This window comes from Affinirhizobium capsici, from assembly GCF_977018625.1.
Genome location: NZ_CDRNXD010000005.1, coordinates 87,237 through 112,161 on the forward strand (window position 1 = coordinate 87,237; position 24,925 = coordinate 112,161).

At 54.8% G+C, this 24,925-nt stretch carries 25 protein-coding genes; 11 read left to right on the forward strand and 14 right to left on the reverse strand.

The genetic code is table 11. The features are described from left to right. Positions 1 to 201: 201 nt before the first annotated feature. The 6 genes from AC0JZ1_RS16565 to AC0JZ1_RS16590 form a co-directional block, all read right to left on the reverse strand. A complete protein-coding gene (locus AC0JZ1_RS16565; RefSeq protein ID WP_471883551.1) occupies positions 202 to 675 on the reverse strand; it encodes an Ivy family c-type lysozyme inhibitor in 474 nt (157 codons plus the stop codon). Next, positions 672 to 4,133, reverse strand: a complete 3,462-nt coding sequence (smc, locus tag AC0JZ1_RS16570) for a chromosome segregation protein SMC (protein WP_471883552.1) — start codon at positions 4,131 to 4,133, stop codon at positions 672 to 674. The genes AC0JZ1_RS16565 and smc overlap by 4 nt, the downstream gene beginning before the upstream one ends. Positions 4,134 to 4,214: 81 nt before the next feature. Next, the gene (locus AC0JZ1_RS16575) at positions 4,215 to 4,919 is read right to left on the reverse strand and encodes a DsbA family protein (RefSeq protein ID WP_471883553.1); all 705 of its coding nucleotides are present in this window, start codon (positions 4,917 to 4,919) and stop codon (positions 4,215 to 4,217) included. A 160-nt stretch (positions 4,920 to 5,079) separates the two neighbouring features. Continuing rightward, positions 5,080 to 5,583 carry a DUF721 domain-containing protein gene (locus AC0JZ1_RS16580; RefSeq protein WP_471883554.1) on the reverse strand — a complete coding sequence of 168 codons (504 nt, stop codon included), beginning with the start codon at positions 5,581 to 5,583 and terminating at the stop codon, positions 5,080 to 5,082. Between the two features lie 3 nt (positions 5,584 to 5,586). Then, complete coding sequence (locus AC0JZ1_RS16585; protein WP_471883555.1) at positions 5,587 to 6,822, reverse strand: O-antigen ligase family protein; 1,236 nt, start codon at positions 6,820 to 6,822, stop codon at positions 5,587 to 5,589. 74 nt (positions 6,823 to 6,896) lie between these two features. Next, on the reverse strand, positions 6,897 to 7,649 hold the full coding sequence (locus AC0JZ1_RS16590) for a glycosyltransferase family 25 protein (RefSeq protein ID WP_471883556.1): 753 nt from the start codon (positions 7,647 to 7,649) through the stop codon (positions 6,897 to 6,899). A gap of 58 nt (positions 7,650 to 7,707) precedes the next feature. On the opposite strand from AC0JZ1_RS16590, the gene mutY reads away from it, so the two are divergent. Genes mutY through AC0JZ1_RS16605 form a run of 3 tightly spaced genes read left to right on the forward strand, consistent with a single transcriptional unit; the run spans position 7,708 to position 9,697 of the window. After that, positions 7,708 to 8,799 carry an A/G-specific adenine glycosylase gene (mutY, locus tag AC0JZ1_RS16595; protein WP_471883557.1) on the forward strand — a complete coding sequence of 364 codons (1,092 nt, stop codon included), beginning with the start codon at positions 7,708 to 7,710 and terminating at the stop codon, positions 8,797 to 8,799. Next, a complete protein-coding gene (locus tag AC0JZ1_RS16600) occupies positions 8,800 to 9,414 on the forward strand; it encodes an HAD family hydrolase (RefSeq protein ID WP_471883558.1) in 615 nt (204 codons plus the stop codon). Positions 9,415 to 9,418: 4 nt separating this feature from the next. Continuing rightward, a complete protein-coding gene (locus AC0JZ1_RS16605) occupies positions 9,419 to 9,697 on the forward strand; it encodes a putative quinol monooxygenase (protein WP_471883559.1) in 279 nt (92 codons plus the stop codon). 273 nt (positions 9,698 to 9,970) lie between these two features. Here the strand turns inward: AC0JZ1_RS16605 and AC0JZ1_RS16610 are convergent, their stop codons facing one another. Continuing rightward, the gene (locus tag AC0JZ1_RS16610; RefSeq protein WP_471883560.1) at positions 9,971 to 11,101 is read right to left on the reverse strand and encodes a DNA methyltransferase; all 1,131 of its coding nucleotides are present in this window, start codon (positions 11,099 to 11,101) and stop codon (positions 9,971 to 9,973) included. Positions 11,102 to 11,240: 139 nt separating this feature from the next. Beyond that, positions 11,241 to 11,663 carry a DUF1284 domain-containing protein gene (locus AC0JZ1_RS16615; RefSeq protein WP_471883561.1) on the reverse strand — a complete coding sequence of 141 codons (423 nt, stop codon included), beginning with the start codon at positions 11,661 to 11,663 and terminating at the stop codon, positions 11,241 to 11,243. Between the two features lie 150 nt (positions 11,664 to 11,813). On the opposite strand from AC0JZ1_RS16615, the gene AC0JZ1_RS16620 reads away from it, so the two are divergent. Then, the gene (locus tag AC0JZ1_RS16620) at positions 11,814 to 12,503 is read left to right on the forward strand and encodes an HAD family hydrolase (protein ID WP_471883562.1); all 690 of its coding nucleotides are present in this window, start codon (positions 11,814 to 11,816) and stop codon (positions 12,501 to 12,503) included. A gap of 76 nt (positions 12,504 to 12,579) precedes the next feature. Here AC0JZ1_RS16620 and AC0JZ1_RS16625 read toward each other — a convergent pair whose 3' ends face one another. Further along, positions 12,580 to 13,206, reverse strand: coding sequence for a PilZ domain-containing protein (locus AC0JZ1_RS16625; RefSeq protein ID WP_471883563.1), 627 nt, complete (start codon positions 13,204 to 13,206; stop codon positions 12,580 to 12,582). A gap of 178 nt (positions 13,207 to 13,384) precedes the next feature. Between AC0JZ1_RS16625 and thrC the strand changes: the two genes are divergently transcribed. The 5 genes from thrC (at position 13,385) to AC0JZ1_RS16650 (ending at position 20,765) form a co-directional block, all read left to right on the forward strand. Continuing rightward, positions 13,385 to 14,782, forward strand: coding sequence for a threonine synthase (gene thrC / locus AC0JZ1_RS16630; protein WP_471883564.1), 1,398 nt, complete (start codon positions 13,385 to 13,387; stop codon positions 14,780 to 14,782). A gap of 32 nt (positions 14,783 to 14,814) precedes the next feature. Continuing rightward, positions 14,815 to 16,113, forward strand: coding sequence for a M16 family metallopeptidase (locus tag AC0JZ1_RS16635; protein WP_471883565.1), 1,299 nt, complete (start codon positions 14,815 to 14,817; stop codon positions 16,111 to 16,113). 75 nt (positions 16,114 to 16,188) lie between these two features. Further along, on the forward strand, positions 16,189 to 16,791 hold the full coding sequence (locus tag AC0JZ1_RS16640; protein WP_471883566.1) for a GNAT family N-acetyltransferase: 603 nt from the start codon (positions 16,189 to 16,191) through the stop codon (positions 16,789 to 16,791). Then, positions 16,788 to 19,694, forward strand: a complete 2,907-nt coding sequence (locus AC0JZ1_RS16645) for an EAL domain-containing protein (protein WP_471883567.1) — start codon at positions 16,788 to 16,790, stop codon at positions 19,692 to 19,694. Before AC0JZ1_RS16640 ends, AC0JZ1_RS16645 begins: the two co-directional genes overlap by 4 nt. Before the next feature lie 186 nt (positions 19,695 to 19,880). Beyond that, positions 19,881 to 20,765 (forward strand): DUF1003 domain-containing protein, encoded by an 885-nt coding sequence (locus AC0JZ1_RS16650; RefSeq protein WP_471883568.1) that lies wholly within the window; start codon positions 19,881 to 19,883, stop codon positions 20,763 to 20,765. A 108-nt stretch (positions 20,766 to 20,873) separates the two neighbouring features. On the opposite strand, the gene AC0JZ1_RS16655 is transcribed toward AC0JZ1_RS16650, so the two are convergent. From AC0JZ1_RS16655 to AC0JZ1_RS16670, 4 genes are all read right to left on the reverse strand, one after another. After that, on the reverse strand, positions 20,874 to 21,935 hold the full coding sequence (locus tag AC0JZ1_RS16655; protein WP_471883569.1) for a zinc-binding metallopeptidase family protein: 1,062 nt from the start codon (positions 21,933 to 21,935) through the stop codon (positions 20,874 to 20,876). 93 nt (positions 21,936 to 22,028) lie between these two features. Further along, the gene (locus AC0JZ1_RS16660; protein ID WP_471883570.1) at positions 22,029 to 22,220 is read right to left on the reverse strand and encodes a CsbD family protein; all 192 of its coding nucleotides are present in this window, start codon (positions 22,218 to 22,220) and stop codon (positions 22,029 to 22,031) included. A gap of 105 nt (positions 22,221 to 22,325) precedes the next feature. Continuing rightward, positions 22,326 to 22,931 carry a YqgE/AlgH family protein gene (locus AC0JZ1_RS16665; RefSeq protein WP_471883571.1) on the reverse strand — a complete coding sequence of 202 codons (606 nt, stop codon included), beginning with the start codon at positions 22,929 to 22,931 and terminating at the stop codon, positions 22,326 to 22,328. A 30-nt stretch (positions 22,932 to 22,961) separates the two neighbouring features. Then, positions 22,962 to 23,132, reverse strand: a complete 171-nt coding sequence (locus tag AC0JZ1_RS16670) for a hypothetical protein (RefSeq protein WP_471883572.1) — start codon at positions 23,130 to 23,132, stop codon at positions 22,962 to 22,964. 91 nt (positions 23,133 to 23,223) lie between these two features. On the opposite strand from AC0JZ1_RS16670, the gene AC0JZ1_RS16675 reads away from it, so the two are divergent. Both AC0JZ1_RS16675 and AC0JZ1_RS16680 read left to right on the forward strand, forming a co-directional pair. Then, the gene (locus AC0JZ1_RS16675; protein WP_471883573.1) at positions 23,224 to 23,934 is read left to right on the forward strand and encodes a protein-disulfide reductase DsbD domain-containing protein; all 711 of its coding nucleotides are present in this window, start codon (positions 23,224 to 23,226) and stop codon (positions 23,932 to 23,934) included. A 53-nt stretch (positions 23,935 to 23,987) separates the two neighbouring features. Further along, positions 23,988 to 24,473, forward strand: a complete 486-nt coding sequence (locus AC0JZ1_RS16680; protein ID WP_471883574.1) for a redoxin family protein — start codon at positions 23,988 to 23,990, stop codon at positions 24,471 to 24,473. A 130-nt stretch (positions 24,474 to 24,603) separates the two neighbouring features. Here AC0JZ1_RS16680 and AC0JZ1_RS16685 read toward each other — a convergent pair whose 3' ends face one another. Beyond that, positions 24,604 to 24,915, reverse strand: a complete 312-nt coding sequence (locus AC0JZ1_RS16685) for a Dabb family protein (RefSeq protein ID WP_471883575.1) — start codon at positions 24,913 to 24,915, stop codon at positions 24,604 to 24,606. Between the last annotated feature and the right edge of the window lie 10 nt (positions 24,916 to 24,925).

A 24,925-nucleotide genomic window follows, 5' to 3' on the forward strand; every position in this document is an offset into this window, starting at 1 on the left:
CCTATCAGTTCTGATAGGTCTGGAAAGTCGATTTAATAATGGGCGAAATATAGTAGCGCACGCATCATCATGCCTCATCACCAAATCACAACGTGCTCTGTAGGCGTATGTTCCGGTTTACGATGCTGAACACAAACCAGATCAGGAGATCTTGATATAAATCAAAGTTGTCCGGCTGATGCTTGATATCCCGAAACGGGTTTATAGGCCAGTTTTAGACAGTTCTGCCAACGCTTGCGGTGAAGGTGAGCCAATTACAATCTCGCCCATCATCTTATCAGCGGCGCGTAGAGCAATGAATTTGCCAGTTGATGTGAAGAGTACACGCAGATGACTATCTGAACATTCACCGGCGCGACACGCCGCAAATGCTTCCATCTGTTGGTCGTCAATCATGACAGACGCCGAAGCCCCCGATACGTAAAGCGGGGCGGAAACCATATTGCGCACCCAGTTCGGCAGATTACGTTCCGTCCGAATAGCTCGCAATAAAGTTTCCCGATGGACTTCAGAAGTCCGAAGCACCTCATGCAGAAAACGCCCGGACCGGGCAGTTTCAGTTTTGGGGGCTGCCGGAGCTCCAGAAGAGGAAGCAGCCTCTAGCGCGAGTGTTGCACTTGCCGTGCACAGGACCGAGCAAACGGCCAGAAAGCTCTTCGGGAGCCTGATCATCATACAGCTTCCCGCAGAAGTTCCGCTGTTTGGAGATCGACGGAAACGAGTTGAGAAACACCTTGTTCCGCCATTGTAACCCCAAACAGCCGGTTCATACGCGCCATGGTGATGGGATTATGCGTGATGATGACAAAACGAGTCTGTGTCGAAGCAGCCATCTCATCCATCAAATTGCAATATCGTTCGACATTGTGATCGTCGAGCGGTGCATCAACTTCATCCAGCACACAAATCGGCGCGGGATTAGTGAGAAATACTGCAAAGATGAGCGCCATTGCCGTCAATGCCTGCTCACCGCCAGAAAGAAGTGTCATCGTCTGCGGCTTCTTGCCGGGAGGACGTGCAAGGATTTCCAGACCTGCTTCCAGAGGATCATCGCTTTCGATTAGCTGTAGCTCAGCGGTTCCGCCATTGAACAGATGGGTGAACAACCGCTGAAACTGGGTATTCACCACATCAAAGGCTGCGATGAGACGCTCTCGGCCTTCCCTGTTGAGGCTCTGGATCGCGGACCTTAGCTTGCGGATGGCATCGATGATGTCGTCTCGCTCCTTGATGATCTGGCCCAGCCGCTCGGAAAGCTCCTTCTGCTCCTCCTCCGCACGCAAATTGACCGCTCCCAGGCGCTCTCTCTCCATCTTTAAACGGTCAAGTTCACGCTCAACAACTATTGTATCCGGGAGGGAGGTGCCCAAAGCAATGCCCGCCAGACGAAACGCCTCATGGGGCTCAACCGCCAATGCCTGACGAATAGCATTTTCTGCGTCATGCCGACGCTCGGCTGCGGACACCAGACGTTCTTCGCTACGGCCACGCTTTTCTCTAGCTTCCGCAAGTGCAGCCAAAGCTGTTGCCGCGTGCCCGTCGGCTTCCCGCTGACGTGTTTCGGCTTCGACCAGAAGGTCTGCCGCCAAACGACGCGCGGCTTCAGCCTTCTGGAGTTCGTTCATCAGCGCATGACGCTTGTCTTCGAACTCCTCAGGAGCAAGATCGAGTTCAGCAATTTCCTCGCGAGCTTCTTCTTCACGCTCTCGCAGGGTTTCGACATGCTCCTGCGCGCTCGCAGCACGTGTTTGCCAACTGGCCTTCTCCGCGACTATGGTGGACAACCGACGGCGCCGCGCATCAGTCTCTCGCGAAAGCCCGTCATGCTTTGCCCGGGCTTCGGCGAGAGCCACGCGATCTTCGGCCAGCTTCAACTGCTGCTCCGCCAATCGTGCGTCGATAACCATCAAATCAGGTGCAGTTTCGTATTCGCTACGCGCATCTTCCGCCTGACCGGTCAAATCATCGAGTTGCTCTATCACTTGTGCAAGCGCGTTTTCCAACACTGCCTTGCGGCGCAAGAGGTCGCCCGCTGCTCTTTCAGCCTGTGACAATGCATCTCTGGCATCAGACAAAGCGCGCTGCAGCAGGCGGTTTTTCTCGCGTGATTCTGCAAGACGCGACTCTTCGAAGCGAATAGAATCCGCCGCTTCGGCAGCCATATCCTCAGCGTTCAAAAGCTGGATGCGCGCCTCTTCAATCTCGGCTTCCAACTCGGCGAGGCGGTTCTTCTGCACGAGGCGCAGAGCAGCGGCGCTTGGAGCCTCAGAACCCCTCACATGCCCATCCCAGCGGTAGACAGCGCCATCTCTGGTAACCAGACGCTGCCCCGGCTTGAGGTGCGATTGAAGTAAAGACGCTTCGTCGCTGGAGACAAGACCGATCTGGGCCAACCGACGTGACAGTTCGGGTGGAGCCGTGACATGATCTGCAATCGGCTGCACACCCTTGGGTAATGCTGGATCGGCGACATCTGCCTTCAGAATCTGCCAGTAGGAGGGCGCGTTTGGATCAAGGGCGCTCTCCAGCGAATCGCCCAGCGCTGCGCCGAGCGCCGTTTCAAAACCTTTCGCAACGCTCACCATGTCGGCGACAGGTGCGAAGGCACCATTTGCAGCCTCAACCGACAGCATCTTGGCTATGGTTCTGGCTTCTGTTTCCAAGCCATGAAGCGACGCCTTGGCTCTTTCCACCGGTCGTCGTGCATCCGCTTCCCGCTGACGTGCCAACGAAAGGGCAGTCTCGATATCCTCTATGGCGTGGGCGATATCTTCGATGTTGAGTTCAGCAGCCTCTACCGCTTCACGCATTTCCTCCGGGTCCGCCAAGGAAGAGAGGGTTTCCTGCAATGCCTGAAGCTCGGATGCCGTTTCGCTGCGGGTGCGATCAAGCCTAAGACGACGGTCCGCGAGGTCCCGGACCAGTCGCTCAAGCTGTGCACGCGTTGCGGCGACTTCTGCACGTTCCGCGGTGATGGCTGCGAATGCAGCTTCCGACTCGGCCAGCCGCTCCGTTGCAGCAGCGAATGCAACACGCAGCTCCTCGGCTTCCTCGCCCGATTGCGATAGAAGCTCATTCAGCTCATTTTCCTCGTCATCAAGGCGGGCCAAGGCTTCAGTGTTATCGGACGCCAATTGCTCTTCGCGACGAATATCTTCCGACAGCTGCGCAAGGCGTCGCATCAAATCATCCTTGCGGCGCATAAGCCGCCCGGCTTCTTCCTCCAATTGGCTGCGAGCAATCTGCAAGCGCTGGAGCGCAGCACCTGCCTTGGCCTCAGACTCTCGCAGCTCGGGCAGCTTCAGGCTTGCAATCGCCTGTGCTTTCGCTGCCTCCATCTGCGCTTGCGCTTTTTCAGCGACAATGGCAGTTGCAGCATTTAGGGCTTGCGTCGCTTCATTTTCAGCATCCCGTGCTTGAACCCAGCGAATATGGAGTAGCTTGGCTTCCCGCTCACGAATATCGGCAGACAGCATCTTGAATCGATTGGCCTGCCGCGCCTGCCTCTTCAGGCTTTCAATCTGACTTTCAAGTTGAGAGGTGACGTCTTCCAAACGCTCCAGATTGGTTTCTGCGGCGCGAAGCCGAAGCTCCGCTTCATGGCGGCGCGAATGGAGGCCGGAAATGCCTGCAGCCTCTTCCAGCAATTGTCTGCGCGCCTGCGGCTTTGCCTGAATGAGTTCGCCAATACGGCCCTGTCCAACCATAGAAGGAGATCGCGCACCCGTGGAGGCATCCGCGAACAGAAGCTGCACATCCTTGGCGCGGGCCTCCTTGCCATTGATTCGATAGACGGAGCCCTGCTCGCGTTCAATTCGACGAGAGACCTGGATTTCATCGGCATCGTTAAATCCGGCCGGAGCGGTTCGATCCGCGTTATCCAGATAAAGGCCCACTTCAGCAGAATTTCGGGCGGGGCGGTTGCCTGAACCGGAAAAGATCACGTCATCCATGCCGGACGCGCGCATGTTTTTGTAGGAGTTCTCGCCCATCACCCAGCGCAGGGCTTCAACGAGGTTGGACTTGCCACAGCCGTTTGGTCCCACCACGCCTGTGAGGCCCGGTTCGATGATGAATTCTGTCGGCTCGACGAATGATTTGAAACCAACCAGGCGCAGCTTGGTGAACTTCACGGCGAAGTCCCCCAAGCCGAAGAAAAACAGAAATCACGCGAACACAGGAAAGCCGCGCCCGCGTGCGGTACCGCGTGCGAATTAGAGCAGGCTATCGATGAGCGCCGACATGGCCTCAACAGACATGTCTCCAGAGTAGCGGTTGCCATTAATCAGGAAGGTGGGCGTGGAATTCACGCCGAACTCGTCCGCGCCGCGCTTCATGGTGGCATTTACATCATCGAGAAGCTTCTGGTTCGTCAAGCAGGCTTCGAAGCTCTCCTGTGAATAACCAGCAATCTTGGAGGTCTGCATCAGCGCGTTGCGAACGTTGCCATCAGCTGGCGCCGCCCACGACCGCTGCTGCTTGAACAGCATGGAAACCATGGCGTAGTAACTATTTACATCCGCCATTTCCTGCGGCTTGGCGGGATTGCAGCGTGCCAACATGAAAGCAGCCGTCGCGACTGGATCGAATGGGAACTCACGCAGGATGAAACGCGCTTTACCAGTATCGATATACTTGGTCTTGATCGCGTCGAATGTCGTGTTGTGGAAGTGGGCGCAATGCGGGCAGGTCATCGACATGTATTCAACAATCGTAACCTTAGCCTTTTCATCGCCCAGTGCCATTTCCGGAAGTGGCCCGGGTTGCAGAACCTTCGCCATATCGACCTTGCCAGAAGCTTCAGGGAGATCCACAGCAAATGCGTAGGAGGCCGTACCTAAAAAGGAAAGACCAGCTGCAGACGTGGCGACACCACCCAGAAGTTGGCGGCGGGTTGAAACAGGAAGACGAAGAGTCATACGGCACCCATTTGAAGTAAATGAAAGACTTGTTGCCTCACGTATCGCGCAACTCACCCAAGAACAAGTCGCTTCGACGGATCAGCCACACTTCTCAAACAAACGTGACAGAGAAAAGATGAACCTAAGGTGAGCAACATTGGCTTGTGAAGACTAGTAGCTATCGCTTTCGCAATGGGCGGGGCTGCAGCACCGCAGTTCCCAACCTTTCGACAGCCTTGCGAAGCGCCTCGTTTTCAATCCCATCCATCATGTCGGCCAATTTGCGAGCCGAGTCACCGCGCAATGGTTGAGGCCGTGTCCTAGTGCGGCTTGCAACAGACACCGGCTTCTGCACGATGCGGATTTGGCGAACGGCTGGAAACCCAAAAAATCCGTTGATACGCTCGATCAATTCGCCTTGCGCATGGCTTAGAAACAGCGCGCGCGCGCCTTCACAAGCAATGGTAAGAGTTCCCGGCTGGTGCCCACCTTCGCTATCGCTCCCATCCCGGCGTGGCCAAGCGATCTTTTCCGGTCGTGTACAGTCCGCAAAATCCTCGCCAGCGATCTCGTCCCATGAGCCCAACAGACTGGTCGATATACCGGCACGCCGGGACAAGACCGGGTCCATCAACCCGTTGGCAATCTCTGAGATTTGCAAAGGAATAGGTCTACGCGCCATAGCCTACATGGTCCTTGGAGCGCGATCCGTCAGACCTCGCCATCTGTCCGTTTGCGCAATCAGCACGCCGAGAAACAGCATCGTCGATGACATGCATAACTCATGGTAGAAGGGGTCGTGAAGCAGCCCGAATATTACGATGCTGCCGAAGTAGTAGAAACTGGCGCGCTTCAATTCGGGATATCTTGCATCTTTCACTATGAGCCTCGTTACGCTCGCGAAAATCGCGAGCAACAGCATCAAGCCAATGAGGCCATTCGCCAAAAGCTCCTGCAAGACGAAATTGTGTACGTGTTTTCCGCCTTCAACTCTGCTGAGTTCCTGCCCAGCAACTTTTTCCAATTCTGGGAATGTGTTGCGGATGCCAACGCCGATAAAAGGATGCTGGGATATAACTTTGATCGAGGTATCCCAGAGTGCAAGACGGATATTGCCAGACTCCATGTCGTGAGCGCGCTGACCTTCAACATAATATTCGTAAACAGTGCCGAAGCGCTCCACCAAAAGGTGCTGGACAGATGGGAACAGGAGCAGAAGCGAGATACCCGCTGCACTGCTGAGATAGGCCCGGTTGCGCCAGCGTGGTCGCCAACGCAAGCTGCAATAGGCGAATTCGACTGCCAGGATCAGGGGCAGCACCACCATCACCGCACGCGTTTCGGACAGAAACACCGGTATTGCGGCGATCACAAGATATGCTGGACCATTCGGCAGATACCGCCAGGGCCGGTCTATGGGAATGATTGCGGCTATGCCGCCCAGCAAGGCCACGATTGCAACGATGGCCGCATTGCCGCCGCCATCATAACGTTCGCCCGCCGTCTTCAGCACGAACATCGCCATCAATGCGGCGCACGCACCGGCGACAGTCCCAAGGCGCGCGCCGATAACCAGCCATCGCAATGGCTGACGCACAAGACTGAGACCCGGCGCGATGAAGGCGAGCCCGAGCAAGAGCCCGATAAAGCCTAATTGCCGATTGCTTTGGAGCGACAGGTCGTTGCGCCATAGAAGGAGCAACATGACCCACACGATATAGGCGAATACGAACCCAATTGGCGACTTTGCCAATTGGACGAGCCTGCGGCGTTTGGAGAAGGCAACATATAGGCCCATGACACCAAATAAACCGGCTATTGCGACGGCTGGTGGCAAATACATCGCTATACACAGCATGCCAGCAGCCAAAAGCCATGGATCGACCCGACGCCGTGCGAGCATGATACGCTTGAAAGTCATTATGCCGCTTTCTTTTGACCGACGCTAAAGCTGCCTCAAATACACTGTATACGGCCCTAATTAAGGCCAGCTTGCTATAGGAAAAGTGGGTGAAGCGCCCGTTTGATCATTTCCCGCAATCGAAACAAGTGAGTAGGCAATTTGGCCACACCTTTGAGCTTATGATGCCGGTAATCGGCGCGGCTGGCAATGAAGGTTTCAAACCGTAAATCCCCAAAGTCCAGCAACGAATGCTTGCTGGTCAAAACCGGTATGCCGTGATCCCAGCTGCGTTCCAGCGCCATGTCAAAGGGAAGTGATTGAACTCTCAGCCTATCGATCAGATGACGCGCGGCCTCTGCAGTCAGCAGATAACATGCGGCAGATCCCTGCGGCCCAAGGCGTGCAAAGCCGACTGCATCACCCTCCTCCGTTTTCAGTATCTGACGAAAAGCCTGAGTTCGATGGTTCACAAGCTTGACCACACAATCTCTCGGCACAGCGGACGCCACTGATTTTGCGCGTTCCATTAGGTCGCGGCTGAGTGAAACATCATCTTCAATGATAAGCGCTGCAGGCTTTCCACTACCAAGAAATTGCTGAAATGCCTTCAGGTGGCTCTTATAGCAGCCATATTCGCCCGGCATGAGTGGGCGGCCATTACGGCGGAGGAAAAGCTGTTTGTCCACATCCTGCCATTCATTTTCCGGCACAGACTTGCCGTCCACACCAGCAACCCGCTCCAGTTCAATGCCCAGCTCCGCCGCCTGGCGCTCAACCAATTCTCGCCGCGCAGCGGCGCGCTCAATATTGATGAGATAGACGGGTAAATCATCCAGCTCTGCCATTGGCTTTAACTTTCCGCCTCATTAAGAACATGCGTGAACAACGAGAACGCCTGCCTCGATGAACGTCCAAAATTACAATTCACTCACGATCCAGCTACTCAACTGGTACGATCGGCACCACCGGGAACTACCTTGGCGGGTGACGCCTGCGCAACAACGCGCTGGTTCAAGGGCAGACCCATACCATGTCTGGCTGTCTGAGGTGATGCTTCAACAGACAACGGTGCAGGCGGTCAAGCCCTATTTCCACAAATTCCTGAGCACTTGGCCCAGCGTCACGGACTTGGCCCGCGCGCCGGTTGACGATGTGATGGCTGCTTGGGCAGGACTTGGCTACTATGCACGCGCTCGCAACCTGAAGAAGTGCGCCGAAGCCGTCTCAAATCTCCACGGTGGGATATTCCCCGATACGGAAGAAGGACTGCGCGCACTACCGGGCATTGGAGATTATACGGCTGCGGCAGTCGCGGCTATTGCTTTTGATCGTCCGGCTGCTGTGATGGACGGAAATGTGGAGCGGGTTATTTCCCGTCTCTTCGCGATCGCAGAACCCCTCCCAACCTCCAAGCCCACCATGAAAGCCAAGGTCCGCGAAATAACCCCCAGCATAAGACCGGGGGACTTTGCACAGGCCATGATGGATCTTGGTGCCACCATATGCACACCGAAGCGCCCCGCCTGCGCCCTCTGTCCCTTCAACAATAGCTGTCTTGCCTTGAAAGATTTCGATCCTGAGACCTTTCCGGTAAAGGCCCCGAAAAAGGAAAAACCTGTGCGGCAAGGTGCGGCCTTCGTGGCTGTTTCACCGAAAGGTGAGATTTTCCTGCGCCGCCGCCCGACTTCAGGCCTCCTGGGCGGGATGACGGAAGTGCCGACCACTCAGTGGACATCACGGCAGGACGGTGGCTCAACAAGAGATCACGCCCCCTTTGCTGCAGATTGGGGAAGCTGCGGAACCGTAGTCCACGTCTTTACCCATTTTGAGCTTCGCCTCACCGTCTTCCGCGCTGTTACGGACCAACACGTTGATTCGTCTGGCTGGTGGGAGCCGGTTTCAAATCTCGGTTCTCAGGCCCTGCCAACGGTTATGAAGAAGGTCATTGAACTGGCACTCCCTACCGCCTTCAGAACTATCGAAAAGGAAGAATGAATGACCACGGATATTCAGCACATCGTCTTCGACATCGGCAAAGTGCTGATCCATTACGACCCGAACATTCCCTTCGCTCGGATTATTCCAGATGAAGCGGAACGGCGCTGGTTCTTCCTCAATGTATGTACACATGAGTGGAATTTAGAGCAGGATCGGGGTCGTGAATGGGCTGTCGCCGAAGCTGAGCTTATCGCTCAACATCCTGAACGCGAACACCAGATCCGCGCGTTTCGCGAGCATTGGCACGAAATGGTATCCCATGCTTATGATGAGAGCGTTGCCATCATGGAGAGCCTGATTGAGCAGGGGCATGATGTCACCATGCTAACAAATTTCGCTGCCGACACTTTCCGCCATGCGCGAGAACTGTTTCCATTTTTGAACAAGCCGCGCGGCGTAACCGTTTCCGGCGAGATTTTCCTGATCAAGCCCGACAAGGCAATCTACGATCTTCATGCGGAGAACTTCGGGCTTACCCCTGAAAAAACTCTGTTCATTGACGATTCCGCAGCCAACGTGGAAGGAGCGCGCGAAGCTGGCTGGCAGGCGATCCAATTTACGGATGCAGCAAGATTAAGAGCTGATCTTGCTCACTATGGCATTAAGGTCTGACGCCATGACGGTCTACCTCGACGGCTACCTTGACGTTCCCAATGATCGGCTGGAGGAGGTGTTGGCTGCCTTACCGCAGCACATCACGCTAACGCGCGCAGAACCGGGTTGCCTGAAATTTGAGGTTTTACCTTGTGCCCAGGTTCCTGGCCGGCTGATCGTTGCGGAGCAATTCGACAATCAGACTGCCTTCGATGCTCATCAGCAACGAACCAAAGCCTCGCCCTGGTTCGAGATTACCTCAGGCATTCCGCGCCATTATACAATTCGAACTGAAGATTAATTTCTGGCGGAACGAAAAACGCCCGGACCGCAGGGAAAAGGTCCGGGCGCTTGATGTGATGTCCGGCACTGGAGGTCAAACCGAACAGAGTCTGAATTTCCATGACGGGATGCATTTCTGCGACCGCCGCGCCCCAGGACGATGACGGTGGATCGTTACTCGTCACAAGCGCGAGATTATCTGGAACCCTGATTATGGCAGAATTATTGAGGGGCAGCGTTGGAAGGAACCATGTCCAGCCTCCACGCCCCATCAATTCCTGCGAGATGGGCTTTAATCCAACTTCGCCATGCCGCTACGAATAACGGCGCGCAGGTCATCGATCGGCTTTAATCTGCCCTCATCTTCAAAGTGCCAGAAAGTCCAGCCATTACAGGTATCAAAACCTTGAACCTTGGCACCAAGGCGATGGATTGAACCTGCCTCACCGCCAGAGACCAAAGTACCATCAGCACGAACAATGGCACTGACACGGCGCTTGGCATCCATCAAAACCTGGCCGGGTTTAATAAGTCCGCTTTCGACCAGCGTATTGAAGGCAACGCGCGGCTCTGCCTTCTTGCCGGTCATCACCGTGAGCTCCACCTTACCCAGCGGCTCAACGTCAGCGATCCGGGCTGAGGCAGCATCAATATAATCCTGCTCACGCTCTATACCGACAAAGTTGCGGCCCAAACGCTTGGCAACGGCGCCGGTGGTGCCTGAACCGAAGAACGGGTCGAGGATTATGTCGCCAGGCTTCGTTGACGCCAATATGACACGAGCCAGAAGGGCTTCCGGCTTTTGCGTCGGATGGACCTTCTTGCCATCCTCGCCCTTCAACCGTTCACCGCCGCTGCAGATGGGGAAAAGCCAATCGGAACGCATTTGCACGTCGTCATTGGAGGCCTTCAAGGCATCGTAGTTGAACGTGTAAGCCTTGGCCTTCGGATCACGGCTGGCCCAGATCATCGTTTCATGCGCGTTCTGGAAACGGCGGCCCTTGAAGTTCGGCATCGGATTTGTTTTGCGCCAAACGATATCGTTCAATAGCCAGAAGTTCAGATCCTGCAGCATGGAGCCGACGCGGAAAATGTTATGGTAGGAACCAATGACCCAGATCGTGCCATTTGGTTTCAACACGCGTCTGCAAGCCAAAAGCCATGCGCGGGTGAACGCATCATAGGCCTGGAAGCTTTCAAACTGATCCCATTCATCATCGACCGCATCGACCAGAGACTGGTCAGGACGATGAAGCATGCCACCGAGCTGTAGGTTATATGGCGGATCTGCAAAGATGACGTCGACGGACTGGTCCGGCAAAGCCTCGAGTGCGGCGACGCAATCGCCCTTGATGATGCTGTTAATCCAGGAATCGGGGCGGACCTGCTGCTTAAGGTCCACAAGCGGAAGAACGGATGCCATCTGATACTCGCTGTACGCTTACTCGACACATTTACTGACTGTTATGGTTACTCAGTTTGGTTACCAAAAGCTGAACACGATCAGATAAATACGACAATTGCGCCATGGGCGGGCGTTGCTTTGGTAAATGCAGGTCAGTTCACCGGAGCAGAGTGCCTTCAAAACGCTGATCAGCGACGCTGTCGCAAAGCCTGGACCATTCGCACCCATGACAAGCCGTGCGTATCTCCTTGGTCGCAAATGCAGTTCTCAAACCATAGAGCACCTCCTCATCCAGTTGCAGGATGCCACCTAACCTCAAGGACGCACCAAGGAGCCGCGATACATCTGCAAGCGCATGAGCATCTCGCACCAATACGCTTTCCTTGTTGCAATGTGGGTTTGACGTGTCTGCAAGCAGCGGCGAGCATATGTCATCTGGACCATCCACCACCAGAATAGCCTCCCCTCGCCCAAGACGATGGACGATCTCGACATAGTTTCGAGTGAAAGATTCTGTGTAACCTCTCCCGATAAAGGTGAGGATGCACAGGAGGTGATGGGGACGCAGGCGTATCGTCACGGGGCGGCACTCAATGGCGGGTGCCACTGCTTACCGCAAATGCGATGCCGCAGCCATGTGGGGGCAGCCATGCAAACCCGCGCAATTGTTATATCTGCATCCCTCGTGTAGGTGTTTGGAAAAGTTTATTGAATGTAGAGCTAAGGCAATATGAGCGGATTCGATCTCATCATCTTCGACTGCGACGGCGTTCTGGTCGATTCGGAAATCATCGCGGCACAAGTGGAATCGAAGCTGCTGACGGATGCTGGCTACCCCATTTCCGTGGAGGAAATGGGTGAGCGGTTTGCCGGAATGACTTGGAAGAACATTCTTCTCGCAATCGAGAAGGAGGCTGATATTCCTCTTTCCGCTTCTCTTCTGGATAAATCAGAAAAGATCCTCGATGCTCGCCTGGCCCGGGATGTGAAGGTGATTGAAGGGGTCAAGCTAGCCCTCTCACGTATCACCACCCAATCCTGCATCTGCTCCAACTCGAGCAGTCAGCGACTGGATGCCATGCTGACAAAGGTTGGCCTGAAGCCCTATTTTCAACCCAATATCTTTTCGGCCAAGGATCTGGGACCGGATAAGGTCAAGCCGCGGCCGGATATTTTCCAACACGCTTTGAAGACGTTCAACGTGCCGCCGTCACGCGCTGTCGTGGTCGAAGATTCTGTACACGGAATACACGGAGCAGTGGCCGCGGGATGCCGCGTCATTGGCTTCACGGGCGCCTCCCATACCTATCCAAGCCATGCGGACCGCCTGACGGATGCTGGCGCGGAAACCGTCATTTCGCGGATGAGCGATCTGCCGGCCACGATTGCAGCACTGAGCGAATGGGTCGGCGCAATCTGAAAAGCCATCCCGAACTATTAAAAAACCGGGCGATGCAAGCAAACCGCCCGGTTTTTTAGCTTTCAGCGCGGGCTTATCAACCCTTGCGGCGACCGCTCTTCTTGACTGTTGCATCTTCGAAGCCGATGCGAACGCGAGTAAAGCGCGAAACGCCGCCCATCTGGTTCGGGATTGACACGTCTGCCTTGTCGAAGAGGAACTGTGCCACGCCTTCAGCCGGAACATCGACCGTGGTTTGGGCCGTCTGCGAATAAATGACCTTATCGTCATCCAGCACCTGGACATTGACAGGCACAGTGATGCGACCGGGCTTACCGGCGGGGCCAAGCACAACGCGACCCTGGGCCTGCACATGAATGGTCAAAGTCGTATCGCTCGCGGTGCAGGCGCGGGTGGCTTCGCTCAACGATGCCCGGTAAATCAGCTTGTTCTGGTCGTCCTTGGCATTGCCGGCATAGGCATTACGGATCGCAGTCTGTTCCAACATCACCACCTGCGGGCAATAGGCCTGAACAACGGGTGTAACAGGCTGCGTATTCTGCGCGGAGGATTGGCCGATTGCTAACCCACCCGTTGGAGCGGACGAATTACATCCGGTGAGGATTGCGAGAAGCGCGAGCGGGAGAAACTTGAGAGATTGCTTGCCAGACACGACTGCGACCTTTTCTGCTAAACGTCCCCGAATACTCGTTTGAATACTCATTCCGGGCTTTCACGGTAAATTTTGATGGTCTATATCAGCCACAAAAGGAAAAATCGATTGGTATTGCAGCTGAATTTTGTTCGCGACGCGCGCAGAAACATCGGCTGTGCCAATGGATCGGTCCACATCGACGACAAGGTGCAGGCAAAGCTGCGCCTTCATGCTGGGAAAAGAAGTTTTGGACTATATTTCGACACGGGGCGATGCGCCTGCTCTCAAGTTCCGCGATGCACTTCTGGCCGGTCTCGCAAGGGATGGAGGCCTTTATCTTCCACGCGAATGGCCTCAAATTTCCAAAAAAGAAATTCGCGCCCTGCGTGGTAAAAGCTATCAGGACATAGCCTTTGCGGTCCTCTCGCATTTCGTCGCGGATGAGATTCCGGCGGACGCATTGAAATCGATGATCAATGAGGCCTATGCCACCTTCCGGCATCCGGCAGTCGCACCGTTGGTGCAAGTCGGTCCAAACGATTTCGTTCTTGAGCTTTTCCACGGCACGACCTTGGCCTTCAAGGATGTGGCAATGCAATTGCTGGCTCGTCTGATGGATTACGTGTTGGCAGAGCGAGGCGAGCGCGCCACGATCGTCGGTGCAACCTCTGGCGATACGGGTGGTGCAGCAATCGATGCCTTTGGCGGGCGGGAAAGAACAGACGTTTTCATTCTCTTCCCACACGGCAAGGTTTCGCCGGTTCAGCAACGCCAAATGACCACGACAGGGCACCCCAATGTCCACGCCCTGGCTGTGAATGGCAATTTTGATGATTGCCAGGATTTGGTGAAGGCCATGTTTAATGATGCTGGCTTCCGCGATAGCGTGAAACTGTCTGGTGTTAATTCGATCAACTGGGCGCGTATTATGGCTCAGGTGGTCTATTATTTTACCGCGGCCATTTCGCTCGGCAGTCCGGATCGGAAGGTCTCCTTTACGGTGCCGACCGGCAATTTCGGCGATATCTTTGCTGGCTATGTCGCCAAGCGCATGGGGCTGCCAATCGACCGCCTCGTGATTGCAACCAACGATAACGACATTCTCGCGCGCACCCTGAAAACGGGGCGCTACGAAATGAAGCCGGTGATCGCCACAAGCTCACCTTCCATGGATATTCAGATCTCCTCCAACTTCGAGCGTCTTCTGTTCGAAGCCTACGGACGCGATGCCTCTCAGATCCGATCCGCCATGTCTGGCCTGCGTCAATCCGGTGCCTTCGAAATCCAGGCAGATGCGCTGAGGTCCATCCGCAAGGAATTCCGTGCGGGTCGTGCGACACAAAAGCAGGTAGCGGAAACCATTCGCGAAACGCTCGCCGAAACCGGATACCTGCTCGACCCGCATACAGCGACCGGCATTTTCGTGGCGAAAAAGAACAGTAAGCCGCTGAGCCCGATGGTGACCCTTGCAACCGCGCACCCGGCCAAGTTCCCGGCCGCTGTAGAATCCGCTTGCGGAATTCATCCTGGCCTTCCATCATGGCTGGGCGATCTTATGAGTAGGGAGGAGCGCTTCGACATTCTGGACACAGACCTGAAGGCATTGGAAAATTTCATTAGCCAACACGCGCGGGCAAAAGCCTGATTGGACAGAACGAAGTGCCGGAAAGACCGACAATGAATGTTGAAATCACCCGGCTTGCATCCGGGTTGACTGTAGTAACGCAGAATATGCCACATCTGGAAAGCGTGGCATTGGGCGTCTGGATCAAATCGGGTTCTCGCAACGAAACCCAAGACGAGCATGGCATAGCCCATCTTTTGGAGCATATGGCATTCAAGGGTACTGCCCGGCGAAGTGCACGGGATATTGCCGAGCAGATTGAAAATGTTGGCGGCGAGCTGAACGCCGCCACCTCGACAGAAACGACCTCGTACTATGCCCGCGTGCTCAAGGATCATGTCCCTCTGGCGATTGATATTCTCGCCGATATCCTGACCGAATCCGTCTTCGATGAGGACGAACTTGAGCGGGAGAAACACGTTATCCTGCAGGAAATTGGTGCCGCCAACGATACGCCGGATGATGTGGTTTTCGACCGTTTCTCCGAAGTTGCCTATCGTGGACAGACGATTGGCAGGCCGATTCTCGGCACACCAGATACGGTGCGCTCATTCACGCCGGACCAGATCCGCGGCTACCTTTCACGCAATTACACCACAGACCGTATGTTCATTGTTGCAGCGGGCGCTGTGGATCACGATACGCTTGTGCGTCAGGTGGAAGAACGTTTCGCACTCTTGCCGCTGACCCCAGCCGCATCTCCCGTTTTCGAACCGGCGAAATATCTTGGTGGTGACGTGCGCGAAATGCGCGACCTGATGGATACGCAACTGCTGCTCGGATTTGAGGGCAAGGCGTATCATATGCGCGATTTCTACTGTTCTCAGATCCTTGCCAATATCCTTGGTGGCGGCATGTCTTCCCGCCTGTTCCAGGAGGTTCGTGAGCACCGGGGCCTTTGTTATTCCGTCTACGCGTTCCACTGGGGCTTTTCAGATACGGGCGTATTTGGCGTTCACGCTGCCACTGGCGGCGAAGATCTGCCGGAACTTGTCCCCGTGATCCTTCAGGAGCTGCGAAAGTCTTCAGAAGTCATCCACCAACAGGAAATCGACCGCGCCCGCGCGCAGATCCGCGCACAGCTTTTGATGGGCCAGGAAAGCCCTGCAGCCCGCGCTGGCCAGATTGCCCGTCAGATGATTCTGTATGGTCGGATGATTCCGAACCAGGAAATGATGGAGCGTCTCGAAGGCATTACAACCTCACGTTTGACGGACCTTGCAGGACGTCTGTTTTTCGATACAGTTCCGACATTGTCTGCCATCGGGCCGATTGAAAAATTGGCGCCGCTTTCGGATATCACTGCGGCGCTTACGTCGCAGCCATTCAAGTCTCAGATCGCAACCGGTTGAGTGTAAGTGGCGTCGACGCGTAAATCGGCTGCGACCGGAACTGCGTGGCGACGCCAAGATGGGGTAAGAAGGTCGGTGTTTCGGTTCTTGTCGCGCCTGCCGGAGTCGCCGGAGCTTTACGGTGATTTCCACCTGCTTCGCCTACCTCGTTATCAGGATTATAAGGCTTGGTATGCGCTGCGGTCGCAAAGCCGTTCGTTTCTCCAGCCTTGGGAACCGACCTGGCGGCATGATGAACTGACGGAAGCTTCCTTTCGTGCGCGGGTCATGCGCAATTCACAGGAATTCTCGTCCGGGCTTGCCGTTCCTCTTTTCCTGTTCAGGAGAGAGGATATGGCCCTGCTAGGCGGCATCACTGTCGGCCATATCCGCCGTGGAGCAGGTCAAAATTGCATGATTGGCTACTGGATGGGGGAAAACTATGCCGGACAAGGCCATATGTTTGCCGCACTCAAACTGGTAGTACCCTACATCTTCTCCGGCCTTCAGTTGCACCGCATAGAGGCAGCCTGTATCCCGGAGAACTGGAAGAGCATTCGGCTTCTTGAAAAGGCCGGTTTCGAACGGGAAGGTCTGTTGCGGAAATATTTGAAGATCAATGGTGAGTGGCGCGACCACGTGCTTTACTCGTTGCTTGAAGGCGATGATGCCGCAGCAAGGGCGCTTGCCGCGCGATGAGAAAGCTAGCAAAAATCGCTGCGCTGCCAATGCGCTTCCTGGCGTTCTTCCTATCGATCCTCATTGGCGTTCTTCCGGTTTCACAGGCATTTGCACTGGAGCCAGTCAAGATTTCGCGTGACGATCGCGCGCTTGATCTGACCGCGACAACGGACATCTATACCAATCAGGGAGAAGCCTTCCAGGTATCGACGGCTCCAGGTTCCGACGGTATCCGCCGTCGTATTGAGGTCCGTGCCAGCACCCCGACCCATCAGGGCGATTGGGCGGTCTTCGCGCTTGCCAATGTCTCTGAAGAACAGCTTGAACGCGTCATCGTTGCTCCGCATTTCCGACTGGTCAATTCCAAGGTCATCTGGCCTGATCTCGGTTCGCAGCGTATCGACGCCATCACACCATCGGAAGGTTTCGCGCTGGACCGCGTTCAAAGCCCAGATGCGGATGTGTTTCGCATTACGCTCAATCCAGGCTCTGTCGTCACTTTTGTTGCAGAACTGACGACACCGAGCCTGCCTCAGCTGTATCTCTGGGAACCCGACGCCTACAAGGATACGGTCAACTCCTTCACGCTCTATCGCGGCATCGTGCTTGGAATCGCTGGTCTTCTCGCCGTTTTTCTCACCATTCTTTTCGTGGTGAAGGGTACCTCCATGCTGCCCGCTGCGGCGGCTCTTGCATGGGCAGTTCTTGCCTATATCTGCGTGGATTTCGGCTTTCTTGAAAAGCTCATCAGCATCACCTCCAGCGATGAACGAATATGGCGGGCCTGTGCTGAAGTGGCGCTTGCGTCATCCCTTGTCATTTTCCTTTTCACCTATCTCAACCTCAACCGATGGCACGTGCATCTGGGCCATGCGACGTTCGCGTGGGTTATCGGCCTTGTTCTGCTTTACGGGGTTGCGATTTATGATCCTTCCGTTGCATCCGGGATCGCACGCATCTCACTTGCGCTGACTGCCACGGCCGGCATTGTTCTCATCATTTATCTCGGCCTGAACCGGTATGACCGCGCCATTCTGCTGGTCCCGACCTGGGCGCTGACGCTGGTCTGGCTCTTCGGCGGCTGGCTGACGGTAACCGGGCAACTTGATAATGACATCATCCAGCCCGCACTTGGAGGTGGACTTGTTTTGATCGTCCTGCTCATCGGCTTCACAGTTATGCAACATGCCTTTGCCGGTGGCGCATATCAACAAGGCCTGTTTTCGGATCTGGAACGACAGTCGCTGGCGCTGATGGGCAGCGGAGATACAGTTTGGGATTGGGATGTTGCTCGCGACAAACTCGTGACAACCCCCGACATCTCTCTGCAACTCGGGCTGGCGATGGGAAGTATGCATGGGCCAGTTCGCAATTGGATCCCGCGCCTGCACCCGGATGATCGCGACCGCTTCAAAGCCACGCTCGACGTGCTGCTGGAGCAGCGAAAAGGCCGCCTTTCCCACGAATTCCGCATTCGCGCGGAGGATGGACATTTTCATTGGTTACACATTCGTGCGCGCCCGGTGCTTGGCTCCAACGGCGAAATCATCCGCTGTGTAGGCACAATCGTTGATGTGACCGAATCAAAGAACTCGGTGGAGCGTCTTCTCTCGGATGCCTTGCACGATAATCTGACCGGTCTGCCAAACAGGCAACTTTTCCTCGACCGTTTGCAATCAATTCTATCCATCGCTTCCTCAAGCGACGGCGTACGGCCGACTGTCATGGCTATCGATATCGACCGCTATAAGCAGGTCAACGATACCTTGGGAATTGCGGCTGGTGACAATATTCTGATCGCCCTGACGCGCCGCTTGCGCCGCTTGTTGAAGCCGCAAGATACTTTGGCGCGAATATCAGGGGATCAGTTCGGGATTATTTTGGTATCGGAACGTGACCCGATCAAGGTAGCCGAATTTGCCGATGCCGTGAGCCGCGCAATCTTGGTTCCAATCAACTTTGCCAGCCGCGAGGTCATCCTTACCGCGTCTATTGGTCTCTGCTCCTGGGTGGATCAGCAGGAAAATGCTTCCGGTATGCTGGGTGATGCAGAGCTTGCAATGTATCGCGCCAAACGCACAGGTGGAAACAAGGTCGAGCCCTTCCGCCCAGCCTTCCGTACCAACGCGGCACCAGACAAGCTGCAGATCGAAACCGATTTGCGGCGCGCCATTGAACGTCGGGAATTGCATCTCGCCTATCAACCAATCATCAATCTGAACAATGGTGAGATTGCAGGCTTTGAAGCTCTCATGCGTTGGGAGCATCCAAAGCGTGGCATGATCCCGCCGAGTGAGTTCATTCCGATCGCGGAAATGTGCGATCTTATAGAACCGCTGGGCCTCTTTGCACTGGAAAGCGCGACTTCCGATCTGATGAACTGGGAGAAGCAGACCGGTGAACTGCCGATCTTCATCTCCGTCAATCTATCGAGCGCCCAGCTGCTCAATTCCGATCTTTTCAACGAAATTCGTTCGCTTCTCGCCCGCACACACTGCCACCCTCACCGTCTGAAGCTGGAACTCACCGAGTCCATGATGATGGAAAATCCTGAGCAGGCTCGGCTGGTGCTTGGCAAGTTGCGAGATTTGGGCGTCAGTCTCGCACTCGATGACTTTGGCACCGGTTATTCCTCTCTGGGATATCTGACGCAATTTCCGTTCGATACCATGAAGATCGACAAATCGCTTGTGCTCGATCGCTCGGAAAAGGGGGGCGTGCTGTTACGTTCCGTGGTCAACATGGCGTTGTCGATGAATATGGATGTGGTGGCTGAGGGAATCGGTTCGGACGAAGACGCAGCAGAGCTTGCCCGCCTTGGCTGCCCATTTGGACAAAGCTTCCTTTTTGGTGCGCCAATGGCCACAGATGCTGTGCAAAGACTTCTCAAGGAACGCTTTCCGCTGACGCGCAGAGCGTAACTGGCGCAATGCCTTCAACTAAAACTGGTTAGTCTTAAGCATAAAGACAAAAAAACTAGTGGCTGAGACTATACTGGTTGCTGAGCAGTATTACGTCCGCAATTCCGCCACGATTGAGCGTGAGCAGTCGCGCGCCAACTTCAGTTTCCGTCCCCAGATTTTCCTCCCTGCAAAAGAGGCACGCCCATGGCCGATACGGATGTCTCCGTCGATGTCAGCGACGATGAACTACCGAACGCTTCCATCATGGAAAGCGATCCGGCAACCGGTAATCTGCGCATCAAAAACAAGTTGATCCGGGATGCAGTCACTGGCCAGCAGTTAAAGAGGCGGGATGCCGTCAACATTGAAAACATGCGCCCGGCGCTTGTCGATTTCATGCGGCAGTTCCATCCTGACATTCCGCATCAAGGTTATCTTAGCCGCAAGCTGATCGAAAAATATCGCAGCCGGTTCATTTCGGATCTGTTGAGGGAGGAGCGCGGCGAACTCTCGGTCCTCGAAAACGAAGTTATTGAAAGCCTTGAATCGCACGATACATTGGCTGAAAACATCGAAGATGATTACGAAGAGAAGCGCTCTTTGGGCGACCGCGTTGCCGATTCGGTTGCGATATTCGGCGGAAGCTGGACCTTCATCATCTCTTTCTGCGCCTTCCTGGCCGTATGGATGGCAATCAACCTTATTCTTGGAGAAAAGGAAGCGTTTGACGCCTATCCGTTCATTCTCCTCAATCTTGTTCTTTCAACGATCGCCGCGCTGCAAGCGCCAGTCATCATGATGAGTCAGCGCAGGCAAGAGCAGAAGGATCGCTTGCGCGCGCTCAACGATTATAAGGTGAACTTAAAGGCTGAACTTGAAATCCGCCACCTGCATGAAAAAGTGGATCACCTCCTTAACCGCCAATGGGAGCGTCTAACGGAAATTCAACAGATCCAGATCGAGATGATGCGCGACCAGGCGAAGAAGACCGAGCGCGCACTGAAAGCTGTTAGAAAACCAAAGCCCGTCGAAAAGAAAAAGCCGAAGCCAACGTCTTCCGTCCAACCATCGACTTCGTCTGAAGACTGATCCTGATTATTGCCAGAAAAAGTGCGCAGCCTTTTTTCTGTTTAGAAGACTGACGAACCTAGAGTGTTTTTACGTTTCTGCTAACACGAAAACGGCTCTGGCTGACGGTCAGTGCTTGCCGTGCACCAGCCCGTGGATGAATTCCAACTTGGCAACAACCGTGGGTGTGAGGATGAACGGATAGAGATCCGGCACGCCCATAGAACGGTGAATACTATTCAAAGCCACGCTAAAGGGCACCCAAACCTCCACAAGCTGCGCGGCATCGCGTGCTCGATAAGGATCGAACGCTATCTCAGATGCCAGTTCCTCATGGCCTCGAGGCTCAATGACAATGCCGAATGTACGGGCGGTTTCCAGCGTATCCACAATGTGGAGATAGTGTGCGAAACTCTCGGCAAAATCTTCCCAAGGATGCGTACTTGCATAGGTACTAATGAAATGCTCTTGCCAGTCAGCAGGAGGTCCTTGCTCGTAATTCTTGCGCAAAGCCTCGGCATAATCCTGCTGCTCATCGCCAAAAGCGAGACGAAATGGGTTCAAGCGGTTTTGATCCCTTATCAGCTTGTCCCACATGTAATGACCTATTTCATGGCGAAAATGGCCGAGCATGGTTCTATATGGCTCGTTCATGGCGACACGAACCTGTTCGCGGGTCGCATCATTGGCTTCCGCGGCGCGGATCGCTATCAAGCCATCCTCATGACCGGTCATGGCCGGAACCACAGAACCGTCAGGCTGGACATCATCAACCAGAAAATCGAAGACCAGCCCACCTTCCGGATCTTCCTCACGGGTCGTGCGCGGCAAATTCCATTTCAGCAGTGAATAAAAAAGATGGCGCTGAGCTTGGCTGATCCGCCGCCACTGGTGCAGGCCTTCTTCCGTACTCACATCGGGCACAAGGCGATTATGCCGACACGCGATGCAAAACGTCTCGGTGCCTTCTGCAGGCACGGTCCAATTGCAAATGTCATTCACTTCATTCGCGCACAGCCTTACCCTATGTTCGGGTCGCGCAATGAGCATCCACACACCGGGTTCCACCTCTTCCAAGGCGTGAATTGCCATGCGCTCTGGCACGAATGCCAGCCGATGCCCGCAATTCACACAAACCCGGTTATCAAAGTGAATTGATTGCCCGCAATGATCGCATTCGAAAAGGCGCATGGATTGATCCTGAGGTAGAGGTGGTCACACCATAAAGAAAGCCTGCCCCGGAGGTTCACCGGAACAGGCTCTCATCAAATTTTCCGGGCGGTTTTAGGCGCGATCGACGATGTTCTTCGCGGCATCCTTTACTTCACCCTTGGCATATTGACCCTTGCCCTTGGCCTCCTGAGCAGCGCCCTTGGCTTCCATGGAGCGGTTATCGGTCATATCGCCGACAGCCTGCTTTGTCTTGCCTGCAACTTCGTTGGCCTTGCCAGAAATCTTGTCGCTCATGCTACCCATGGTGTTTTCTCCTTGGTTTACCGCGATGTTATCGATGTCTCGCGGCTTCGGTAGCATAACGTACACAGGCGATGTTGGTTCCAGGTGATGATGCATCCGAAGAGTTCAGGCGTGCCCCGCATCTGATGACAGCATTTCCGGTCGCACGCCCATGAGCGCCAGAGCCCGATCGTATTTTGCGTCCAATGAACGATCGAAAATCAGCTCTTCGCTCGCTGGGCAGTTCAGCCACGCATTCGCACCGATTTCCGCTTCAAGTTGGCCAGCACCCCAGCCGGCATAGCCGAGCATCATGGTCGCGCGCTGTGGGCCACGACCGTCGTAGATGGCGCGAACAATGTCGAGCGTCGCAGTGAGGGAAATATCATCGCTGACGGGAATGCTGCCTTCGCTAGAATAGTCATCCGAATGCAAGACGAAACCTCGACCGGTTTCTACGGGACCTCCGCTGAGAACGGGGAAATCACGAGTCGGTCCGGGAAGCATGATCGCTTCTGTCTGATCCACCATTTTCAGATGCAGCAGCAACTCCGTGAAGGAGACGGATTGTGTGCGGTTGATGATGAAACCCATCGCCCCTGCTGGTGAATGAGCACAGATATAGACGACGGAACGGACGAAATTTCCGTCCTTGAGATTCGGCATTGCAATCAGAAACTGCCCGTCAAGAAAGCCCCGCTCTTTTTTCTCCATTAAAGTTGAGAACGCCATTTTCCCTCCAGCATGTGGTGAAACCGGCCCTTAGGCGGGTGGTTCTTTCTTAAGATCCCGTTTGAACAAGATGGGGCAGGCAGCATCATCAATCAACCGAAAATGATAGACGGATGCAGCAAGTGACTGGTAGCTTCCTACAAGCTCGATTACATCTTCGGTCATGCTTGTCAGTTTACCAGCCAAATTCCAGTTTCTCATCTTCCTGTCTGCCCTGTTGACGGTGGTGATCGCACTAGCCTCCCCCACGCATGCAGAAATCTCGGCCTGGGCTCACAACGAAGGTGGCAAAATGCGCATTCTCGCCTTGCCGCCTGAGCCAGACGGGACCGTGAGAGGCGCCCTTCAGATAGAGCCATTAAACGGGTGGATTACCTATTGGCGCGAGCCGGGTGAAGCAGGGATACCGCCGCAGATATCCTTCCCGCCCGAAAGCGGATTAGTACTTCAAGCTCTGCAGTTTCCCATACCCAAACAATTCGTGGATGGGGATGTACGTGACCTGGGATATGACCATCCTGTCACGCTGCCATTCATCTTGAAAGCGAGAAATCCGGGTGAGACGGCGTTGCTAAAAGCCTCAGCGTTCATAGGGCTTTGCCGCAATATTTGCATTCCCTTTCAAGCAGAATTCCAAATGAATCTTAGCTCCGCCAAGCTGCCGCTGGAGGAAAACCTCATTCTGGACGAAGCCACTCGCCATCTTCCTGAGAAACCATCTGCTACATTCCATGTTCAAGATACGAAACTTGATCCATCTGCTGCCAGGCTTCGGCTCAGCTTGAACCTGCCCAACTCTGAAATAGAGCCGGAAATCTATCTGGTTGCACCGGACGGCCACGTCATTCTCGATCATACAGAAACCCGACGGGAGGGAGCCACTCACCAATTAGACTTCAAACTCGATGGTATTAAGGACAAAGCCCTCTTGACCAAAGGGAACTGGAGCTTGCTGGTGAAACTCGGTGACCGGGCCATGGAAACCTCCCTTGCTATCAATTAGCCGCCCTCTATAGTGCGGCACATATTCGAAGCGTTTCCAAGAAGGAGTATGCAATGGTCATCGCTGTTGGTGAAAAACTGCCCCAGGCTAAATTCAAGGAAAAGACAGCCGATGGCCCGGTTGAGGTTTCCACAGACGAACTCTTCAAGGGCAAGAAGGTCGTGCTGTTCGCCGTGCCAGGCGCCTTTACGCCCACATGCTCTTTGAACCACTTGCCCGGCTACCTGGAAAACCGTGACGCTCTGTTGGAGCGAGGCGTTGATGACATTGCTGTCGTTGCCGTGAACGACTGGTTCGTGATGGGCGCATGGGCGGAAAAGACCGGCGGTACGGGCAAACTACACTTCCTGTCAGACTGGGATGCGAGCTTCACAAAGGCGATCGGGCTTGAAATGGATATGTCTGGGGCTGGCCTCGGCGTGCGCTCCAAGCGCTATTCCATGCTCGTGGAAGATGGCGTAGTGAAATCCTTGAACATTGAAGAAAGCCCAGGCCAGGCTACGATTTCCGGTGCCGCCGCCATGCTGGAGCGGCTGTAATCCCTCCCGCGGCACAACCATGAAAGCGGCCTACGGGCCGCTTTTTATATGACATGAAATTCCGCCTCGACGCATTTTGGCACCTATCGCGAACTAAGCTTAAAAGCCGTGGGAACAGATAGGTAGGCTTTTACGGACGCTCGAAATCGAAAACCATGAGCCCCGCAAGTCCCCCATCGCAGGCAGAAACGATCCGCTTTCCGACCTCCACATGATCCGGGTGGACGAGGTAGGCATCTCTCGCGCCTGCAGTTTCAAACGTTACTGTGAAACCATCGCGAAAACCGCCGCTTAATCCCTCGGGCGACGCATTTGCGCCATGCTGGATATCCAGAATTCCAGCGATCCTGTCTTTCAGTCCATGAAGTTGTTCGAAGATTGCCTGTCTTTCGTCTGCACTCAGAGACGCCTTGAATCGCATGAATACGCAATGCAGGATCATATTTCCCCGC